16 protein-coding genes and 1 tRNA gene are annotated in these 13,538 nt (G+C 39.9%); 9 read left to right on the top strand and 8 right to left on the bottom strand.

Going from position 1 to position 13,538, the window contains the following annotated elements; genetic code table 11:
* Window positions 1-62 precede the first annotated feature (62 nt).
* Both K1F36_RS05010 and rseP read right to left on the bottom strand, forming a co-directional pair.
* Window positions 63-136 (bottom strand) — tRNA-Asn (locus K1F36_RS05010).
* A gap of 69 nt (window positions 137-205) precedes the next feature.
* Window positions 206-1,555, bottom strand: a complete 1,350-nt coding sequence (rseP, locus tag K1F36_RS05005; RefSeq protein WP_220112801.1) for an RIP metalloprotease RseP — start codon at window positions 1,553-1,555, stop codon at window positions 206-208.
* Between the two features lie 151 nt (window positions 1,556-1,706).
* On the opposite strand from rseP, the gene K1F36_RS05000 reads away from it, so the two are divergent.
* From K1F36_RS05000 to feoB, 3 genes are all read left to right on the top strand, one after another.
* A complete protein-coding gene (locus tag K1F36_RS05000; RefSeq protein ID WP_220112800.1) occupies window positions 1,707-2,381 on the top strand; it encodes an SCO family protein in 675 nt (224 codons plus the stop codon).
* 89 nt (window positions 2,382-2,470) lie between these two features.
* A complete protein-coding gene (locus K1F36_RS04995) occupies window positions 2,471-2,713 on the top strand; it encodes a FeoA family protein (RefSeq protein WP_207031498.1) in 243 nt (80 codons plus the stop codon).
* Window positions 2,710-4,926 carry a ferrous iron transport protein B gene (gene feoB, locus K1F36_RS04990; protein ID WP_220112799.1) on the top strand — a complete coding sequence of 739 codons (2,217 nt, stop codon included), beginning with the start codon at window positions 2,710-2,712 and terminating at the stop codon, window positions 4,924-4,926. The genes K1F36_RS04995 and feoB overlap by 4 nt, the downstream gene beginning before the upstream one ends.
* A 427-nt stretch (window positions 4,927-5,353) precedes the next feature.
* Here the strand turns inward: feoB and K1F36_RS04985 are convergent, their stop codons facing one another.
* The 3 genes from K1F36_RS04985 to K1F36_RS04975 form a co-directional block, all read right to left on the bottom strand.
* A complete protein-coding gene (locus K1F36_RS04985; RefSeq protein ID WP_220112798.1) occupies window positions 5,354-5,791 on the bottom strand; it encodes a nuclear transport factor 2 family protein in 438 nt (145 codons plus the stop codon).
* Between the two features lie 59 nt (window positions 5,792-5,850).
* Window positions 5,851-6,720, bottom strand: a complete 870-nt coding sequence (locus K1F36_RS04980) for an alpha/beta hydrolase (RefSeq protein ID WP_220112797.1) — start codon at window positions 6,718-6,720, stop codon at window positions 5,851-5,853.
* Between the two features lie 84 nt (window positions 6,721-6,804).
* A complete protein-coding gene (locus tag K1F36_RS04975) occupies window positions 6,805-7,194 on the bottom strand; it encodes a DUF983 domain-containing protein (RefSeq protein ID WP_220112796.1) in 390 nt (129 codons plus the stop codon).
* Window positions 7,195-7,318: 124 nt separating this feature from the next.
* Here K1F36_RS04975 and K1F36_RS04970 point away from each other — a divergent pair, with 124 nt between their 5' ends.
* The 6 genes from K1F36_RS04970 (at window position 7,319) to K1F36_RS04945 (ending at window position 12,276) form a co-directional block, all read left to right on the top strand.
* On the top strand, window positions 7,319-8,200 hold the full coding sequence (locus K1F36_RS04970; protein ID WP_220112795.1) for an AraC family transcriptional regulator: 882 nt from the start codon (window positions 7,319-7,321) through the stop codon (window positions 8,198-8,200).
* 138 nt (window positions 8,201-8,338) lie between these two features.
* Window positions 8,339-8,863 carry an RNA polymerase sigma factor gene (locus K1F36_RS04965; protein ID WP_220112794.1) on the top strand — a complete coding sequence of 175 codons (525 nt, stop codon included), beginning with the start codon at window positions 8,339-8,341 and terminating at the stop codon, window positions 8,861-8,863.
* Window positions 8,864-8,865: 2 nt separating this feature from the next.
* A complete protein-coding gene (locus tag K1F36_RS04960) occupies window positions 8,866-9,651 on the top strand; it encodes a zf-HC2 domain-containing protein (RefSeq protein ID WP_220112816.1) in 786 nt (261 codons plus the stop codon).
* A gap of 20 nt (window positions 9,652-9,671) precedes the next feature.
* A complete protein-coding gene (locus tag K1F36_RS04955; protein ID WP_220112793.1) occupies window positions 9,672-10,424 on the top strand; it encodes a DUF4097 family beta strand repeat-containing protein in 753 nt (250 codons plus the stop codon).
* Between the two features lie 85 nt (window positions 10,425-10,509).
* Complete coding sequence (locus K1F36_RS04950) at window positions 10,510-11,223, top strand: DUF4097 family beta strand repeat-containing protein (protein ID WP_220112792.1); 714 nt, start codon at window positions 10,510-10,512, stop codon at window positions 11,221-11,223.
* Window positions 11,224-11,226: 3 nt separating this feature from the next.
* The gene (locus tag K1F36_RS04945) at window positions 11,227-12,276 is read left to right on the top strand and encodes a TlpA disulfide reductase family protein (RefSeq protein ID WP_220112791.1); all 1,050 of its coding nucleotides are present in this window, start codon (window positions 11,227-11,229) and stop codon (window positions 12,274-12,276) included.
* Between the two features lies 1 nt (window position 12,277).
* Here K1F36_RS04945 and K1F36_RS04940 read toward each other — a convergent pair whose 3' ends face one another.
* The 3 genes from K1F36_RS04940 to K1F36_RS04930 are packed head-to-tail and all read right to left on the bottom strand — an operon-like array spanning window position 12,278 to window position 13,529.
* Window positions 12,278-12,670, bottom strand: coding sequence for a DUF423 domain-containing protein (locus tag K1F36_RS04940; protein ID WP_220112790.1), 393 nt, complete (start codon window positions 12,668-12,670; stop codon window positions 12,278-12,280).
* Between the two features lie 5 nt (window positions 12,671-12,675).
* The gene (locus tag K1F36_RS04935) at window positions 12,676-13,080 is read right to left on the bottom strand and encodes a DUF2141 domain-containing protein (RefSeq protein WP_220112789.1); all 405 of its coding nucleotides are present in this window, start codon (window positions 13,078-13,080) and stop codon (window positions 12,676-12,678) included.
* Between the two features lie 2 nt (window positions 13,081-13,082).
* Window positions 13,083-13,529, bottom strand: a complete 447-nt coding sequence (locus K1F36_RS04930) for a hypothetical protein (protein WP_220112788.1) — start codon at window positions 13,527-13,529, stop codon at window positions 13,083-13,085.
* Window positions 13,530-13,538: the final 9 nt, after the last annotated feature.

Raw genomic sequence — 13,538 nt, 5'->3', positions numbered from 1 at the left:
AAATTGCGTGCAAATGAAAAAGGCTCCAGAGTGTGGATTTCTCTGAAGCCTTGCTGTTTCTGCTCCCCCTCTTGGGCTCGAACCAAGGACCCTCTGATTAACAGTCAGATGCTCTAACCAACTGAGCTAAGGAGGAATATTTTACCTTAAGCGGGTGCAAATATAATGGATTCTTTTTTACACCACAAACAAAAAAATTGCTTTTCTATTTAAAAAGCCACTTGTACAAATCGTTGCCATTGGCAAACAGCAACAAAGCGATCAAAATAAAGAAGCCTATCATTTGGGCATATTCCAAAAATTTATCGCTCGGCTTGCGTCCCGTAACCATCTCGTACAACAAAAACATCACATGCCCACCGTCCAATGCAGGAATGGGCAAAATATTCATGAAAGCTAAAATAATGGATATAAAAGCTGTTGTGGCCCAAAATGCCGGCCAGTTCCAAGTGTCGGGGAACATACCTCCAATAGCTGCAAAACCACCAACTTCTTTATACGCACCGGTATCGGGATTAAATATTTTTTTCATTCCCTTAATATAGTCCGAAAGTGTTTTTACACCCTTGTTCCATCCAGCGGGAATGGATTCCCAGAATGAATAAGTCAATGTTCTTTGCTCCAAATAGCCTTTTTCTTTGTATTCCTCTGGGGTCATCCCTAAAGCAACTCCCAAAGCTGCGTCTTCAGAAACATTTAATGTCAAATCCACCATTTGACCGTTTCGATTTACCTTTACGGGAACAGTACCTCCTTTATTAGCTTCCAATATGGGAATAACCTGATCTTTGTATTCCACTGGTTTTCCTGCCATTTCAACTACAGCATCTCCTTCTTGCAGGCCACTGCCCAAATTGGGTGATTTCTTAGGAATTCCACTAATAACAAACGGTACCCTGTAGTAAATAAAACGTGCTTTTTCTTTATCCTCCGATAAGGTTTCTATAAAATCAACCGGGATTGCTTTTTCAACAACCTTTCCATCTCTCTCAATGGTATAGGTTTCTCCTACTATCATTTCAGGAAGTATTTGCTGCAAAGCCTCCACCTTTTTACCATCAATGGATAAAACTTTATCTCCTGTCTGGACACCCAACTCATCTCCCAAGCTTTTCTCGGTAACCCAAATCCCATCCTTTAGGCTATCATTGGCGATGTACTGCTCACCATAGGTAAAAACAAGACCAATAAAAATAACCACGGCCAAAACAAAATTAACGGTAACTCCACCGAGCATAATGATCAAGCGTTGCCAAGCTGGTTTGCTACGGAACTCCCAAGGTTTTGGCTCTTCCTTCATCTGCTCCTTGTCCATGCTCTCATCGATCATCCCGGATATCTTCACATATCCGCCCAAGGGCAGCCAACCAATACCATATACGGTCTCCCCTATTTTCTTTTTGAACAGGGAGAACTTCACATCAAAAAAGAGATAAAACTTCTCCACCCTTGTCTTAAAAAGCTTTGCTGGGATAAAGTGTCCAAGCTCATGGAGTACGATCAAGAGCGATAAACTTAGAAAGAATTGTATGGTCTTTATAACTATAGGGGTCATCCGTCGTCTTTTGTTAAAACGCACAAAAGTAACCTTTTAGGGATTGATAAAAAAACCTCAAATTTTATCCTTTCATGATTTAAGAAAGATTTAGCAACAATAAGTCTCTTTCTCCTTGAAGAATAGCCAATTGGGGCGTAATTTTGCAACTATGGGATCATTCTTCGCGAAGTACAAAATGTTCGGAATTGTAATGCTGGTACTCTCCGGCGTCATCGTCTATCTCTTTTACAATGCGTTGCAACCAAAAAAAATGCTCCCTGTCTATCAGCCTTCCATGGTGGATAAATCACTAGTGGACAGCACCTTGCACTATACCAAAAAATACCACAAAGTGGCAGATTTTTCTCTGGTGAACCAAAATGGGGAAACTATCACACAGGAAGATTACAAGGACAAAATCTACGTAGCGGATTTCTTTTTCACTACCTGTCTCACCATTTGCCCAATAATGACCAAGAATATGGGCGAAGTCCAAGAAGCCATCAAAAACGACCCTAACATCATGCTTCTCTCCCACTCCGTTACACCACAAATCGATACCGTTGCCCAATTAAAACGGTACGCCTTGGAAAAAGGGGTGATCGATAGCAAATGGAACTTGGTGACCGGTGATAAAAAACAGATTTATGAACTTGCTAGAAAATCCTATTTAGCCGTTAAAAATGATGGGGACGGAGGGCCGTTCGATATGATCCATACCGAAAATTTTATTTTGGTGGACAAGGAAAAACGGATTCGAGGCTTTTATGATGGCACAGATCGGGAAGAAATAGATCGTCTACTTAGCGACATTAAAATACTTGAAGCCAGCTACAAAGAATAGTTTCCCATACCTTTCTGCATGAATAGACCTCCTATTTATCCTTTTTTACTTATTTTTGGCCTTACTTAAATTTATTCTAAATAAGAACAGTGGTGACCGTTGCAGATTTACAATATGGGCAAAAGGGGATAATCAAAGATTTTACCGAACATATACTTCCGATAAAGTTGTTGGAATTGGGGTGCTTGCCCGGAAACAGTGTGGAATTATTGCAAATTGCACCCTTGAACGACCCCATCTATATCAACCTCAGCGGAAGCCATTTGGCAATCAGAAGGTCCTTGGCTGCGCTTATTGAGCTGGAAATTATTGAAGAAACGCAGGCCAAATGAGCAAGAACATCAATGTAGCCCTGATCGGCAACCCTAATACAGGAAAAACCTCAGTTTTCAATCAACTTACCGGACTCAAGCAAAAAGTAGGGAACTATCCCGGCATAACGGTTGAGAAAAAAGAAGGAATCTGTAAACTTCCAAGGGGCGTAAAGGCCCATATCCTGGATCTTCCCGGAACCTATAGCCTTAACACTACTTCGTTGGATGAAAGTCTGGTCGTAGAGCTTTTGCTCAATAAAAACGACAAGGACTATCCCGATGTTGCCGTAGTAATCAGCGATGTGGAAAACCTAAAAAGGAACCTACTGCTTTTCACCCAGATAAAAGACCTAAAGATTCCAACCATTCTGGTCATCAATATGGCGGATCGTATGGACCGTAAGGGCATTTCGTTGGATGTGGAGACCATGGAAAGAAAGCTGGACACCAAGATTGCCCTCGTGAGTACCAGAAAAAATACCGGAATCGATAGAATTAAGGAGCTCATTGCCGACTATAAGAGCATTTCCTCAAAACCTATCTTGGATACCTCCAGAATTTCCCCGGAATATTTTGAGCGTCTAAAAAGCACCTTTCCACAAGAAGACCTCTACAAATTGTGGTTGGTGATCACGCAGGATGTCAACTTTATGCCCATCGAGAAAAAACGCATTCAGGATGCGACCGATTTCTCCACCAAGTCCAAGGACGAACTCAAAAAATTACAGCATAAGGAGACTGTACTCAGATACCAACTCATCAACAATATTTTAAGGGAAACCTACAAGGTCGATTTTATGGCCGCCAAAGGTCTTCGGGCATCATTGGATAAGATTTTGACCCACAAAGTCTTTGGTTACCTTATTTTCTTTGCCATCCTATTGCTTATTTTCCAAGCCATTTTTGAGTGGAGCTCCTACCCCATGGATTTTATTGATGAAAACTTTGCCTTGGCTGCGGAATGGATCAAAAACACCTTACCTCCCGGGGTTTTCACCGATTTACTTGCGGAAGGGATAGTGGCCGGTATTGGCGGAATCGTCATTTTTATTCCCCAAATCGCCTTCCTGTTCCTCTTTATTTCATTGCTGGAAGAATCCGGATATATGAGCCGCGTAGTATTCTTGATGGATAGGCTGATGCGTCCCTTTGGATTGAGCGGGAAGAGCGTTGTCCCATTGATTTCAGGAAATGCCTGTGCCATTCCGGCCATTATGGCGACACGGACGATAGAAAACTGGAAGGAACGTCTTATTACCATTTTGGTGACGCCTTTTACCACATGCTCTGCCAGGCTGCCTGTTTATTTAATTTTGATAGCGCTTGTAATTCCGGAAGGAAGCTTTTTAGGGTTAAGTTTCCAAGCGTTGACTTTGATGCTCCTATATCTCATTGGGTTTGGAATGGCTCTTTTATCTGCTATGGTCCTAAATAAGATCCTTAAAATAAAGAGTAGGGCCATTTTTATGATCGAGATGCCAACCTATCGCTTGCCCTTGTTAAAAAATGTTGGCTATACCGTGATTGAAAAGACCAAGAGCTTTGTGCTCGGTGCAGGTAAGATTATTTTGGCGATATCAATTGTATTATGGTTTTTGGGCTCCAACGGTTATTCTGATGATTTCCAGAATGCCGAAAGTATTGTAGCCGAACGTATCGAGAACGAAGGATTGAGCACCTACAGCAAAAATTATGTCCAGAACAATATAGATGCCTATCGCACCAACGCAAAAGCCGAAGGTATGGCCGCTGGTGCAATACAGGATTCCATCCAAATACTCAGGGAAGAACTTTCCGAAAGAGCCGTTGCCCAAGAAATTGCCAGCTACAAATTAGAGCACTCGTACATTGGTCAAGCAGGAAAAGCCTTTGAACCACTTGTAAAACCCTTGGGCTACGATTGGAAAATCGGAATAGCCGTTTTGACCTCCTTTGCCGCACGCGAAGTGTTCGTAGGGACCTTGGCTACCATTTACAGTGTGGGAAGCGATGAAGAAGAAACCATACAGAACCGAATGGCCGCGGAACTGGATGAAGATGGCGAACCACTGTTCAATTTGGCTTCCGGCATCTCGTTGATGTTGTTCTATGCCTTTGCCATGCAATGTATGAGCACACTCGCCATTGTAAAAAGAGAGACGAATTCTTGGAAATGGCCCATGATCCAATTGGGCTTTATGAGCGTTTTTGCGTATATTATGGCGTTGATGGCCTATCAAATATTAAGTTAACCCAAACATGGTTCAACAAATTTTAGCATACGGAACATTGATTATTGCAGCAGGTTATTTAGTGTGGAAATTCTTGCTTCCCAAATCACTCTTCGGTAAAGGGAGCAAAGATTCCAATTCCTGCGGAAGCGACAACTGCGGTTGCAGTTAACTCCTTTTTAATGCAGTTGTCAGGTCGTGCGCAGTCGAGACCTGTAGAATAGTAAATGATGATTGAATCATCGACTAAATATTATTACACTGAATATCATTATTTCACTACTTTAGTCCATAGGATATTCCCGCTAAGAACACGGAAAGAAATAAACAACTTTTGAACACAAATCTTGTTTGTTTAAACTTCGATAAGAATAGTAATAATCTACAAAGTAGTCTGTTCTCTATTTAAAATTATTCCTCAATTCATATATCTGTTCATAGTCAAGCCCTATTCCAAAACTATGGTTGATGATTGCCTTGCCGCCAAAAGCCAACCCCTATCGCTGGATATCCAAATATTCGTGAATCTCCTTGGTATCCATTGATTTTCATCTGTGGTCATACTTGGTGGTTGCTGCAACTCCTTTCCCATAACCACGGCAACATTGGCATTAAAGGTTATTCTCTCGATGATTCGTTTTACCTTGGGAAATTTATGCCCATTTTCCATTAGTGCAACTATCTCTTTGGGAGTCACTATTTTTCCTTTGGTATTGTTCACAACATAATCAGGAGACCAAATATCCAACAATGCGGCAGTATCCCCATCGTCCAGCAATTTCGTCCATTTTTTTTCCAATTTTCGAATTTCCATTTCATCCTTCGACTGCCCGTAGGTAAGGCATACCGTCAATAGCAACAGTGCAAGGGAACTTATCTTTTTCATTGTCATAAGGTTAAATCCATATTTTGCGTACGTAATTCCAATTATCCATAAAAGATAAATTATTTCCTGAAAGAATCTGATATAAAGGTCATAAAGTCGGGCAATATCCCACGCCAATATGTCCAGTCATGGGCACCATTCTGTATTCTGAACTCATGCTCCACACCCTTGGCCTTCAGCACTGTGTGCAACATCACATTGTTGGGCGACAAATGATCATCATCACCACAGCTTATGTACCATTTTATGTTTTGTTCCGCATCCTTAGGTTGGTTTTCAAAAAATGATATTACATCATAAGGTTTGTACCAATCCATCAATATCTTTTCACTGAGATTCGGATACTTTCCTTTCAGGTATTGGGAATCATATTTTCTTACTGCTCCGCTCAATGCGCAGGCCACCGAGAATTCTTCCGGTTGGTGAACGGCATATTGGATCACGGCCGCACCCCCCAAAGAAGCCCCGGCAATGGCCTTGCTATCCCTATCTTTACGGCATCGATAGTTTTGTTCGATATGTGGAATGAATTCCTTGAAAAAGAAATCCTCAAAATCAAAATCGCCTTCGGGATCATTAAAATAACTGATTCTCTTTGCTCCATAGTTGGCGTCCGGTGTCACCACTATCATGGGAACTATATCTCCATTTGCGATGGCATTGTCCAAATAATGCTTCAATTCCCCATAATAGAGCCAAGACCTATGATCTGGAACCGTGTTTCGAGGTCCCGCTGGATGCAATAGATAAAGAACCGGATAGGTCATATCGGAAGTATCATAACCCTGTGGCAAATAAATGGAATAGTGTCGCTCTTTCTTTAGAATGGAGCTTTCAAGCGTCTTAGCTTCGAATACCTTTCCTTGATTTTGGGCATTTACTGACAATGTATTCCATAAAATGACCCCTAGAACAATAAAGTATCTCATATTAGTTGGTATAAGTTAATTGTTTGTTTAAAGATAAGAGTGTGTAGTTTAAATTAATTAATCCAGATCAGCATCCAGATACATTCAATCTGCAATCCTATTGTTCTTGTCAAAAGACATAAAGAAATTGATCCAAATGTTCCTTGAAATCCTTAAAATCAAGGGTAGTGCCAAAATCATTACTACCACAATTGCACAATAGGTCGTAATTAAGCTTAAATCAAAAATGAGAAATCCCAACACAAATGTTGCAATGGCAAAAACAAGGCCCACAGGATAGCTTACATACATAGCACCGTAAAAAAAGGAAGGTTCTATCTTATACTTCGTTTTACAGTGGCTGCATCTTTCTTTCATTTTCAATGTACTGTGCAATTTATAAGGATTTGGTTCCTCATACATACTTTCATTTTGACAAACAGGACATTTACCAGTAAAAACACTATAGACCTTTGTACCTTCAAAAATTTCCATGATCAATTTTTAAAAACGCTAACCTTTTTAATTTAAATGACAAAGGTAAAAACGAAACCAATTTTAGTCTTATACAATACTCTCCATTATTTGTACATTTAGGACATTTATGTACAATAAACCCATGATTCCAATTTTAAACATATCGGAGTTTGAAAAAAAGATAAGCACAAATGAGGTGTACAGCAATGAACTGGGAAAGCACCTGATGAACAACAGTGACATAGTCCACACGGCTCATAAACATGATTTTTTCTTATGCGTCCTTTTTACCAAGGGAAGAGGTACGCATGAAATTGATTTCAACAATTATGACCTTGGCCCAGGGAGTGTGTTTTTCTTAAAACCAGGCCAAACCCATTTATGGAAATTTGACAGCGAGCCTGATGGTTTCATATTTTTTCATACCAGGGATTTCTTTGAAATTGGCTTTTCGGATACCAAACTTGAACAATTCCCTTTCTACTTTTCTAATGAAAACCCACCAAACCTTCACATAAATTTGGATAATCTTGAACAAATCAAGACACGGTTTGCCGAATTGAATTCCGAATACCATAAAAACCTACCCTTTAAAGAACAAAAGTTACAGGGCTTAATAAGACTAATCTATATTGACCTGTCCCGATTATATTCCTCATATGAATCGCACAAAATTATAGCTTCAACAACCTATCTCAACACTCTAAGGAACTTGGAAACCTTGATTCAAAAAAATTATAGCAAGGAAAAAAGGGTACGGTATTACGCGGAAAAACTAAACATCACTACAAAGCATTTGAACAGAGTTACCATGGAATCCATTGGCAAGTCACCCTCAGAACTAATCCAAGAACGTTTATTATTGGAAGCCAAGCGACTCTTGGTACATTCAGAAAATTCCTTGGTAAACATCTCTGACTTTCTGGGATTTAAGGATTATGCCCATTTCTCTAAAGTTTTTAAAGTTAAAACAGGGGCCACACCAACAGATTTTAGAAAGAAATACAAAAGTTCAGTTTCATGACCTCGCGACTACGTTCTCACATCCTATTTCCAACAACTTATTTTCACAAATCACAATTTTTTAATTTTTTCCCTCCCTTTTTGTAACCTTTCTTAATTTCCTGACTATATAAGATAAACGCCAACTAAAAAATAGCATTTGGAAACACTTTCAGATGAAATGATCATGCAAAAAGTATCCGAAGGCAATTTGGATCTGCTCAATGTACTATTTGACCGTCACCACAAACATGTGTACAATTTTCTGTACAAAATGTCGGGCGATCGCATGTTGGCCGAAGATCTTACACAAGATGTTTTTTACAAACTGATCAAGTATCGGAACTCATATAACAATGGATCCTTCGTGTCGTGGATGTTTACTATAGCGCGCAACAGCCTAAAAACATATTACACAAGAAACCATAAGTCGCATGATGATATCGAGGTATTGGCATACCAAGCAGTGGAAGAGGAAAATGATACAAGCGAGAACAATGCCCATTTGCAATATGCCTTGAGCCAGTTGGATCCTTATGACCGTGAACTGGTGATTTTGAACCGGTACCAAGAAATCAAGTACGATGACCTTGCCGAAATAATGGGAAGTACCCCAGGAGCCGTAAAAACCAGAGTGTGTAGGATCTTGAAAAAATTGAAGAATATTTATTTAGAAAGTATATAGCCATGGAAAAGAATCATGTTTTTCACCAAATACCGGACTATCTGGATGGCAATTTGAACAAATCGGCAGTAGCTGAATTTGAAAAGCACCTTGAACAATGTGCCGATTGCCAAAAGGAACTGGAGGAGATGAAGACCTTTTTTAATGTGTTTGAAGAAGAGGTTCCAACACCCTCGGATAGGCTTAAAGCAAAGTTTGAATCTACACTTGAACAGCAAAAATTGAACCAGGGGAAAGTAGTTCAACTTGAATCCAAACCATCATCAAATTGGACAGGAAATATTTTGAAAATAGCAGCGAGTATTGCACTGTTGGTTGCCGCCTTCCAAATGGGAAGTCTGTTCCAGCAGCGAAAAGTGAACGAAGATATTGCGCAGCTTCAGGACGAGACCAATCAGATGAAGCAAACGACCATGCTATCGTTGATGGAGAATCAATCTGCCAGTAAGCGTATTCAAGGTGTGAACTATATCGAGGAATTTGAACAACCCGATGAAGCCATCATCCAAGCCCTTGCCAACAGATTGCTCTATGATGAAAATGATAATGTTCGGATGACGGCTTTCGAGGCATTGGTCAACTTTACCTCCTCCGAAATCGTAAAAACAACTTTTATCGAAGCCTTGGAACAAGAACAAAATCCAAGTATCCAAGTGGCCATCATTCAAGCTTTGGTTCAAATCCAAGAGAAAAAAGCGGCCGAACCCATGAAAAAATTATTGGAAAAAGAAGACACACAACCCTTTATCAAAGATCAAATCAAGGCAGTATTGCCAAGTTTAACATAAACATCAAAAAAGCGAATATCATGAGAAAATTCACATTTATTTTAATGGCACTTTTTGTAGGCGTCATTACCAATGCGCAAAGCGATTACACAAAATCCCTAAACGGAATTCAATGGGTGAAAATCGAATCCAATGCAGACATTATTTTAAAAACCCATAGCGCCAATGAACTTTTGATCAAATCCGGACCCGAAATTAAAATACCTGAGAGAGCAAAAGGTCTAAAATTAGTGGGAGAAGGCGGTACCGACAATACCAACATTGGGTTTTCCGTAGTCCAAGATGGCAATACCTTGATTATCCATAACCTAAGAAAGAACAAGAAAGGAGAAATATATCTGCCAGCATCACAAAACGTTGCCGTAAAAAGTACGTGGAACGGCGATATTGAAATAGATGGATTTTCCGGGGAAATTGAAGCGGATGCACAACTTAACGGTAACGTAAAGCTATTAAACGTAAACGGTCCCGTAACCGCGAATTCATTGAACGGCGAGCTGGAAGTCGTTTTCGGAAAAGTTACACAGGATTCCCCTATTTCGCTATATTCCACCAATGGAGCGGTAGATGTGAGTCTGCCCGCCGATACACCGGCCAATTTAGCCTTGAGCACCCTCAACGGAAATGTCTACACCGACTTTGAAGTACAAGCAGAGAACAAAGACGGCCTAAAATCAGTTTTGGGAAGAGATATCAAAGCTTCCATTAACGGAGGTGGTGTAAAAATCTCCATGAAATCCACCAATGGAAACATGTACCTAAGAAAAAAATAAATCAACCTGTCACATCGAGCGCAGTCGAAAGGCTCAAGATGGCAAAAACATCAATTACATATTAAAATCAAAAAATCGAACAGTCATGAAAAAATTCATCATCACCGTTTTTGTGGGCTTCGCCACACTATCCTTGGCCGCACAAAAAATCATTGAAAAAAGCTTCAATTATTCTGGACAATCCATTGACCTGGATGTAAAATTTGCCAAAAACATCGAGGTTAAAACTTGGGATAAATCCACCGTTTATTTTAAGGCCGACATAAAAACAGAGGACGGTAAATTTATTGACCTCTATAAACTGAATATTGATGAGGGAAGCAGTTCTCTGCATATCAAATCAGATGCAAAACCTGTTTTTGAAGCATTCCACGATGAATGGAACAAAAACAACCCCAACAAGGAGAAGCGCTATTACTTTACGCATGACACCTACGAATTCAACTATGTGTTGTATGTGCCCAAAGGCGCAACTTTTAAAGTGAGCAGTATAAACGGTGACCTCAAATCTGAAATTATTGAAGGGGATTTTACCGCAGATTTGATCAACGGGGACATTGATATTGCCAAATATAACGGCGACATGGACCTACAGACCATCAATGGGGAAATAGATTTGGTGATGAAAAATTCCAGATTGGTCGCAGAGACCATCCATGGCAGTATCTATGCCGATGAGGGCATGGAACTAACCGTAAGTGACCGATATGTGGGCCAAAAAGTGGAAGGTAGTTTCGACAACGCCACGCACCGACTAAAACTGAATACCATAAACGGTAACATGTACCTAAGGCTTTAAATAATGGGTGGTAAAAATGTATTGTTTATTTTGACCTTGGTGGTTTGTACTATCATGTCTTGCCAAAAAAAGGGAAAAACAAGTCTTGAGGAACAATTTGTATTATCCGTAACAGCAAAGGGTTTTCCTGATAGCACTAAAGTTTATCTATACAACAGGGACATTGATAAAAACCTTGATTCCGCCTTTGTGATCAATCAAAGGTTTGAATTTAGTGGAAAAGTGGACTTGCCCTCTTTGTGCTATCTCAATTTTTATGATAAAGAAAATAACCCACTGGAACCGTACCATTATTTCTTTTTGGAAAATGATTCTATCTTCATAGAAGGGGATTATTCCAATTTTATAGATGCAAAGGTGGTCGGTTCTGAGCAATCCGACCTTCTTGCGGCATATTATGCAACTTTAAGGAATACCCCAAAGGAAAACAGAAAATCCAAGCAATTGGACTTCCTGTTTTCCAATGCCGATAACCAAATGGCACTGAACCAATTGTTATATATTAAAAAAGAAGTGTCCAAGGACAGTTTGTTATTGTTCCATGAGCGTCTGGATTCCATTAATTCCAGTTCACCAAAAGGACTGGAACTCCTGACTTACGCAAAAACTAGCGACATAAAACCAGGAGATAAATACAGAAACATCGTTGGATATGATCTTGATGGGGAAGAGCACCAATTGTTCGATTATAAGGGCAAGGTTATTCTTTTGGATTTTTGGGGAACAGGTTGTGTTCCCTGCCGAAAGCAGAACAAGGAAGAATTTCCAAGATTGATGGAAAAATACAATGAAGAAGATTTTGTGCTCATCAGTTATTCTCTTGACAAGGAGAGAAAATGGTGGGAAAAAGCCAGTAAAGAGGACAAAATCAATTGGATAAACATATCAGACTTGGTGGGAATGAAAAGCGAAAACGTGCAAAAATATGCTGTTACCGCCATCCCTAACTCTTTCTTGATCGACAAAAACGGTACCGTGGTCAAATCTTTTGTTGGATTTTATGAGAGAGAGAACAGTATTGAAAGAGAAATTGACAAATTGCTTGCCAAATGATTTAAACCAAATTGGAAACAAAGGAATAGAGCAACAAGGCCCATCCCGCTGTCAAAAGCAATCCACCAAGCGGGGTCACCGGGCCCAGAAACTTTGGTTTATTGCCTTTCGCCGCGCCCAAACAAAGGGCGTATATGCTGAAGGAAAATAATAGGGTCCCGAAAATAAAACAGTTGACTATCCAAGAATCCAGTGGTTGATCAAAGCTTAAATTAAATCCTAGCACCAATAGCACAATAGCGTGATACATCTGATATTTGACCCCTGTCTCAAAACTTTGCAGCAGTTCGGGGGTCAATTTCTTTTTAAGCGCGTGTGCGCCGAAAGCACCAAAAATTACTGCTAAAAGTCCATAAAGGGCGCCCATTAATTGGGCCATAAATAGTGTTCCCATATTTTTTAAAGATCTATATGAATTTTGTGATCGGAACTCATCTTAAAGGCACATTCCTTAAACTTGGGCGGACCAAACGTTTTCATCTTGCCTCTGGAAAAAGCCACCTTTTCCTTTGGAATCCCCAACCAATTGGTATCCAGTTTTCCATTATTGTTCTCATCATGGAAAATGGCCAATGCATACTCGCCAGCAGGAAGATCGGTGATATGCATCATCACACTTCCTTGGTGGGCCACTACACTGTTCGTTTTCAATACATGATCAAAGGACAAAAAAGCTTCGTCGGAATCATACACGGCCACACTCACCTTGCCCTTCGCGGACTCCACATTGTTGACCTGTATGGAAAGTGTATTCTGAGAAATGCCTATTACGGGCAACAACAATAAAAAAATAAAAGTTTTCATATCTATTTATTGGTTCCTCTGGCGGTTTCTTGATTGTTCATCAATTCAGTCTGTAAAATTGCAAATAATTCCTCTGTTTTAAGACTGTCCTGAAGATTTATATACATTTTAAGGGAATCGTGGTGCACCACTTTTATTTTTTGTTGATAGAGGTCGTCCACAAAAACATAGACTTTGGTATTGGTAATGGAGTCCTTGAAAACTCCCTTTTCCTTTTCCATCCAAGAAAAACCATTAGATCGCTCCATTTCTGGCAATTTCTCCACCCAAACCACACTGTCCAGTTCCGTTAAAGGTATTTTTTGATAGTAGATCCCTGAATAGATCTTTAGGTTTCCATCCTCAATTTTGTGCCAGTTTTTATAGTGTTCCACAAAGGCGAAAACACATAGCGCCACGGTCAGAATGATGAGAACATTCCACAACCAATGTCTTTTTTTTGATTTCATAGTATTTCT

Source organism: Flagellimonas abyssi (assembly GCF_019457905.1).
In the GTDB taxonomy this organism is placed as follows: domain Bacteria; phylum Bacteroidota; class Bacteroidia; order Flavobacteriales; family Flavobacteriaceae; genus Flagellimonas; species Flagellimonas abyssi.
Note: the sequence above shows the minus strand (reverse complement) of the source record. Positions and strands in the feature narration are given on the sequence as shown.

Bases quoted from the DNA above. Each gene is read 5' to 3' on its own strand.
- rseP (WP_220112801.1), bottom strand. From the start codon at position 1,555: ATGACCCCTATAGTTATAAAGACCATACAATTCTTTCTAAGTTTATCG.
- K1F36_RS04940 (WP_220112790.1), bottom strand. From the start codon at position 12,670: ATGGGAACACTATTTATGGCCCAATTAATGGGCGCCCTTTATGGACTT.
- K1F36_RS04930 (WP_220112788.1), bottom strand. From the start codon at position 13,529: ATGAAATCAAAAAAAAGACATTGGTTGTGGAATGTTCTCATCATTCTG.
- K1F36_RS05000 (WP_220112800.1), top strand. From the start codon at position 1,707: ATGGGATCATTCTTCGCGAAGTACAAAATGTTCGGAATTGTAATGCTG.
- K1F36_RS04960 (WP_220112816.1), top strand. From the start codon at position 8,866: ATGGAAAAGAATCATGTTTTTCACCAAATACCGGACTATCTGGATGGC.
- K1F36_RS04970 (WP_220112795.1), top strand. From the start codon at position 7,319: ATGATTCCAATTTTAAACATATCGGAGTTTGAAAAAAAGATAAGCACA.
- K1F36_RS04985 (WP_220112798.1), bottom strand. From the start codon at position 5,791: ATGAAAAAGATAAGTTCCCTTGCACTGTTGCTATTGACGGTATGCCTT.
- K1F36_RS04945 (WP_220112791.1), top strand. From the start codon at position 11,227: ATGGGTGGTAAAAATGTATTGTTTATTTTGACCTTGGTGGTTTGTACT.
- feoB (WP_220112799.1), top strand. From the start codon at position 2,710: ATGAGCAAGAACATCAATGTAGCCCTGATCGGCAACCCTAATACAGGA.
- K1F36_RS04950 (WP_220112792.1), top strand. From the start codon at position 10,510: ATGAAAAAATTCATCATCACCGTTTTTGTGGGCTTCGCCACACTATCC.
- K1F36_RS04975 (WP_220112796.1), bottom strand. From the start codon at position 7,194: ATGGAAATTTTTGAAGGTACAAAGGTCTATAGTGTTTTTACTGGTAAA.
- K1F36_RS04955 (WP_220112793.1), top strand. From the start codon at position 9,672: ATGAGAAAATTCACATTTATTTTAATGGCACTTTTTGTAGGCGTCATT.
- K1F36_RS04980 (WP_220112797.1), bottom strand. From the start codon at position 6,720: ATGAGATACTTTATTGTTCTAGGGGTCATTTTATGGAATACATTGTCA.
- K1F36_RS04935 (WP_220112789.1), bottom strand. From the start codon at position 13,080: ATGAAAACTTTTATTTTTTTATTGTTGTTGCCCGTAATAGGCATTTCT.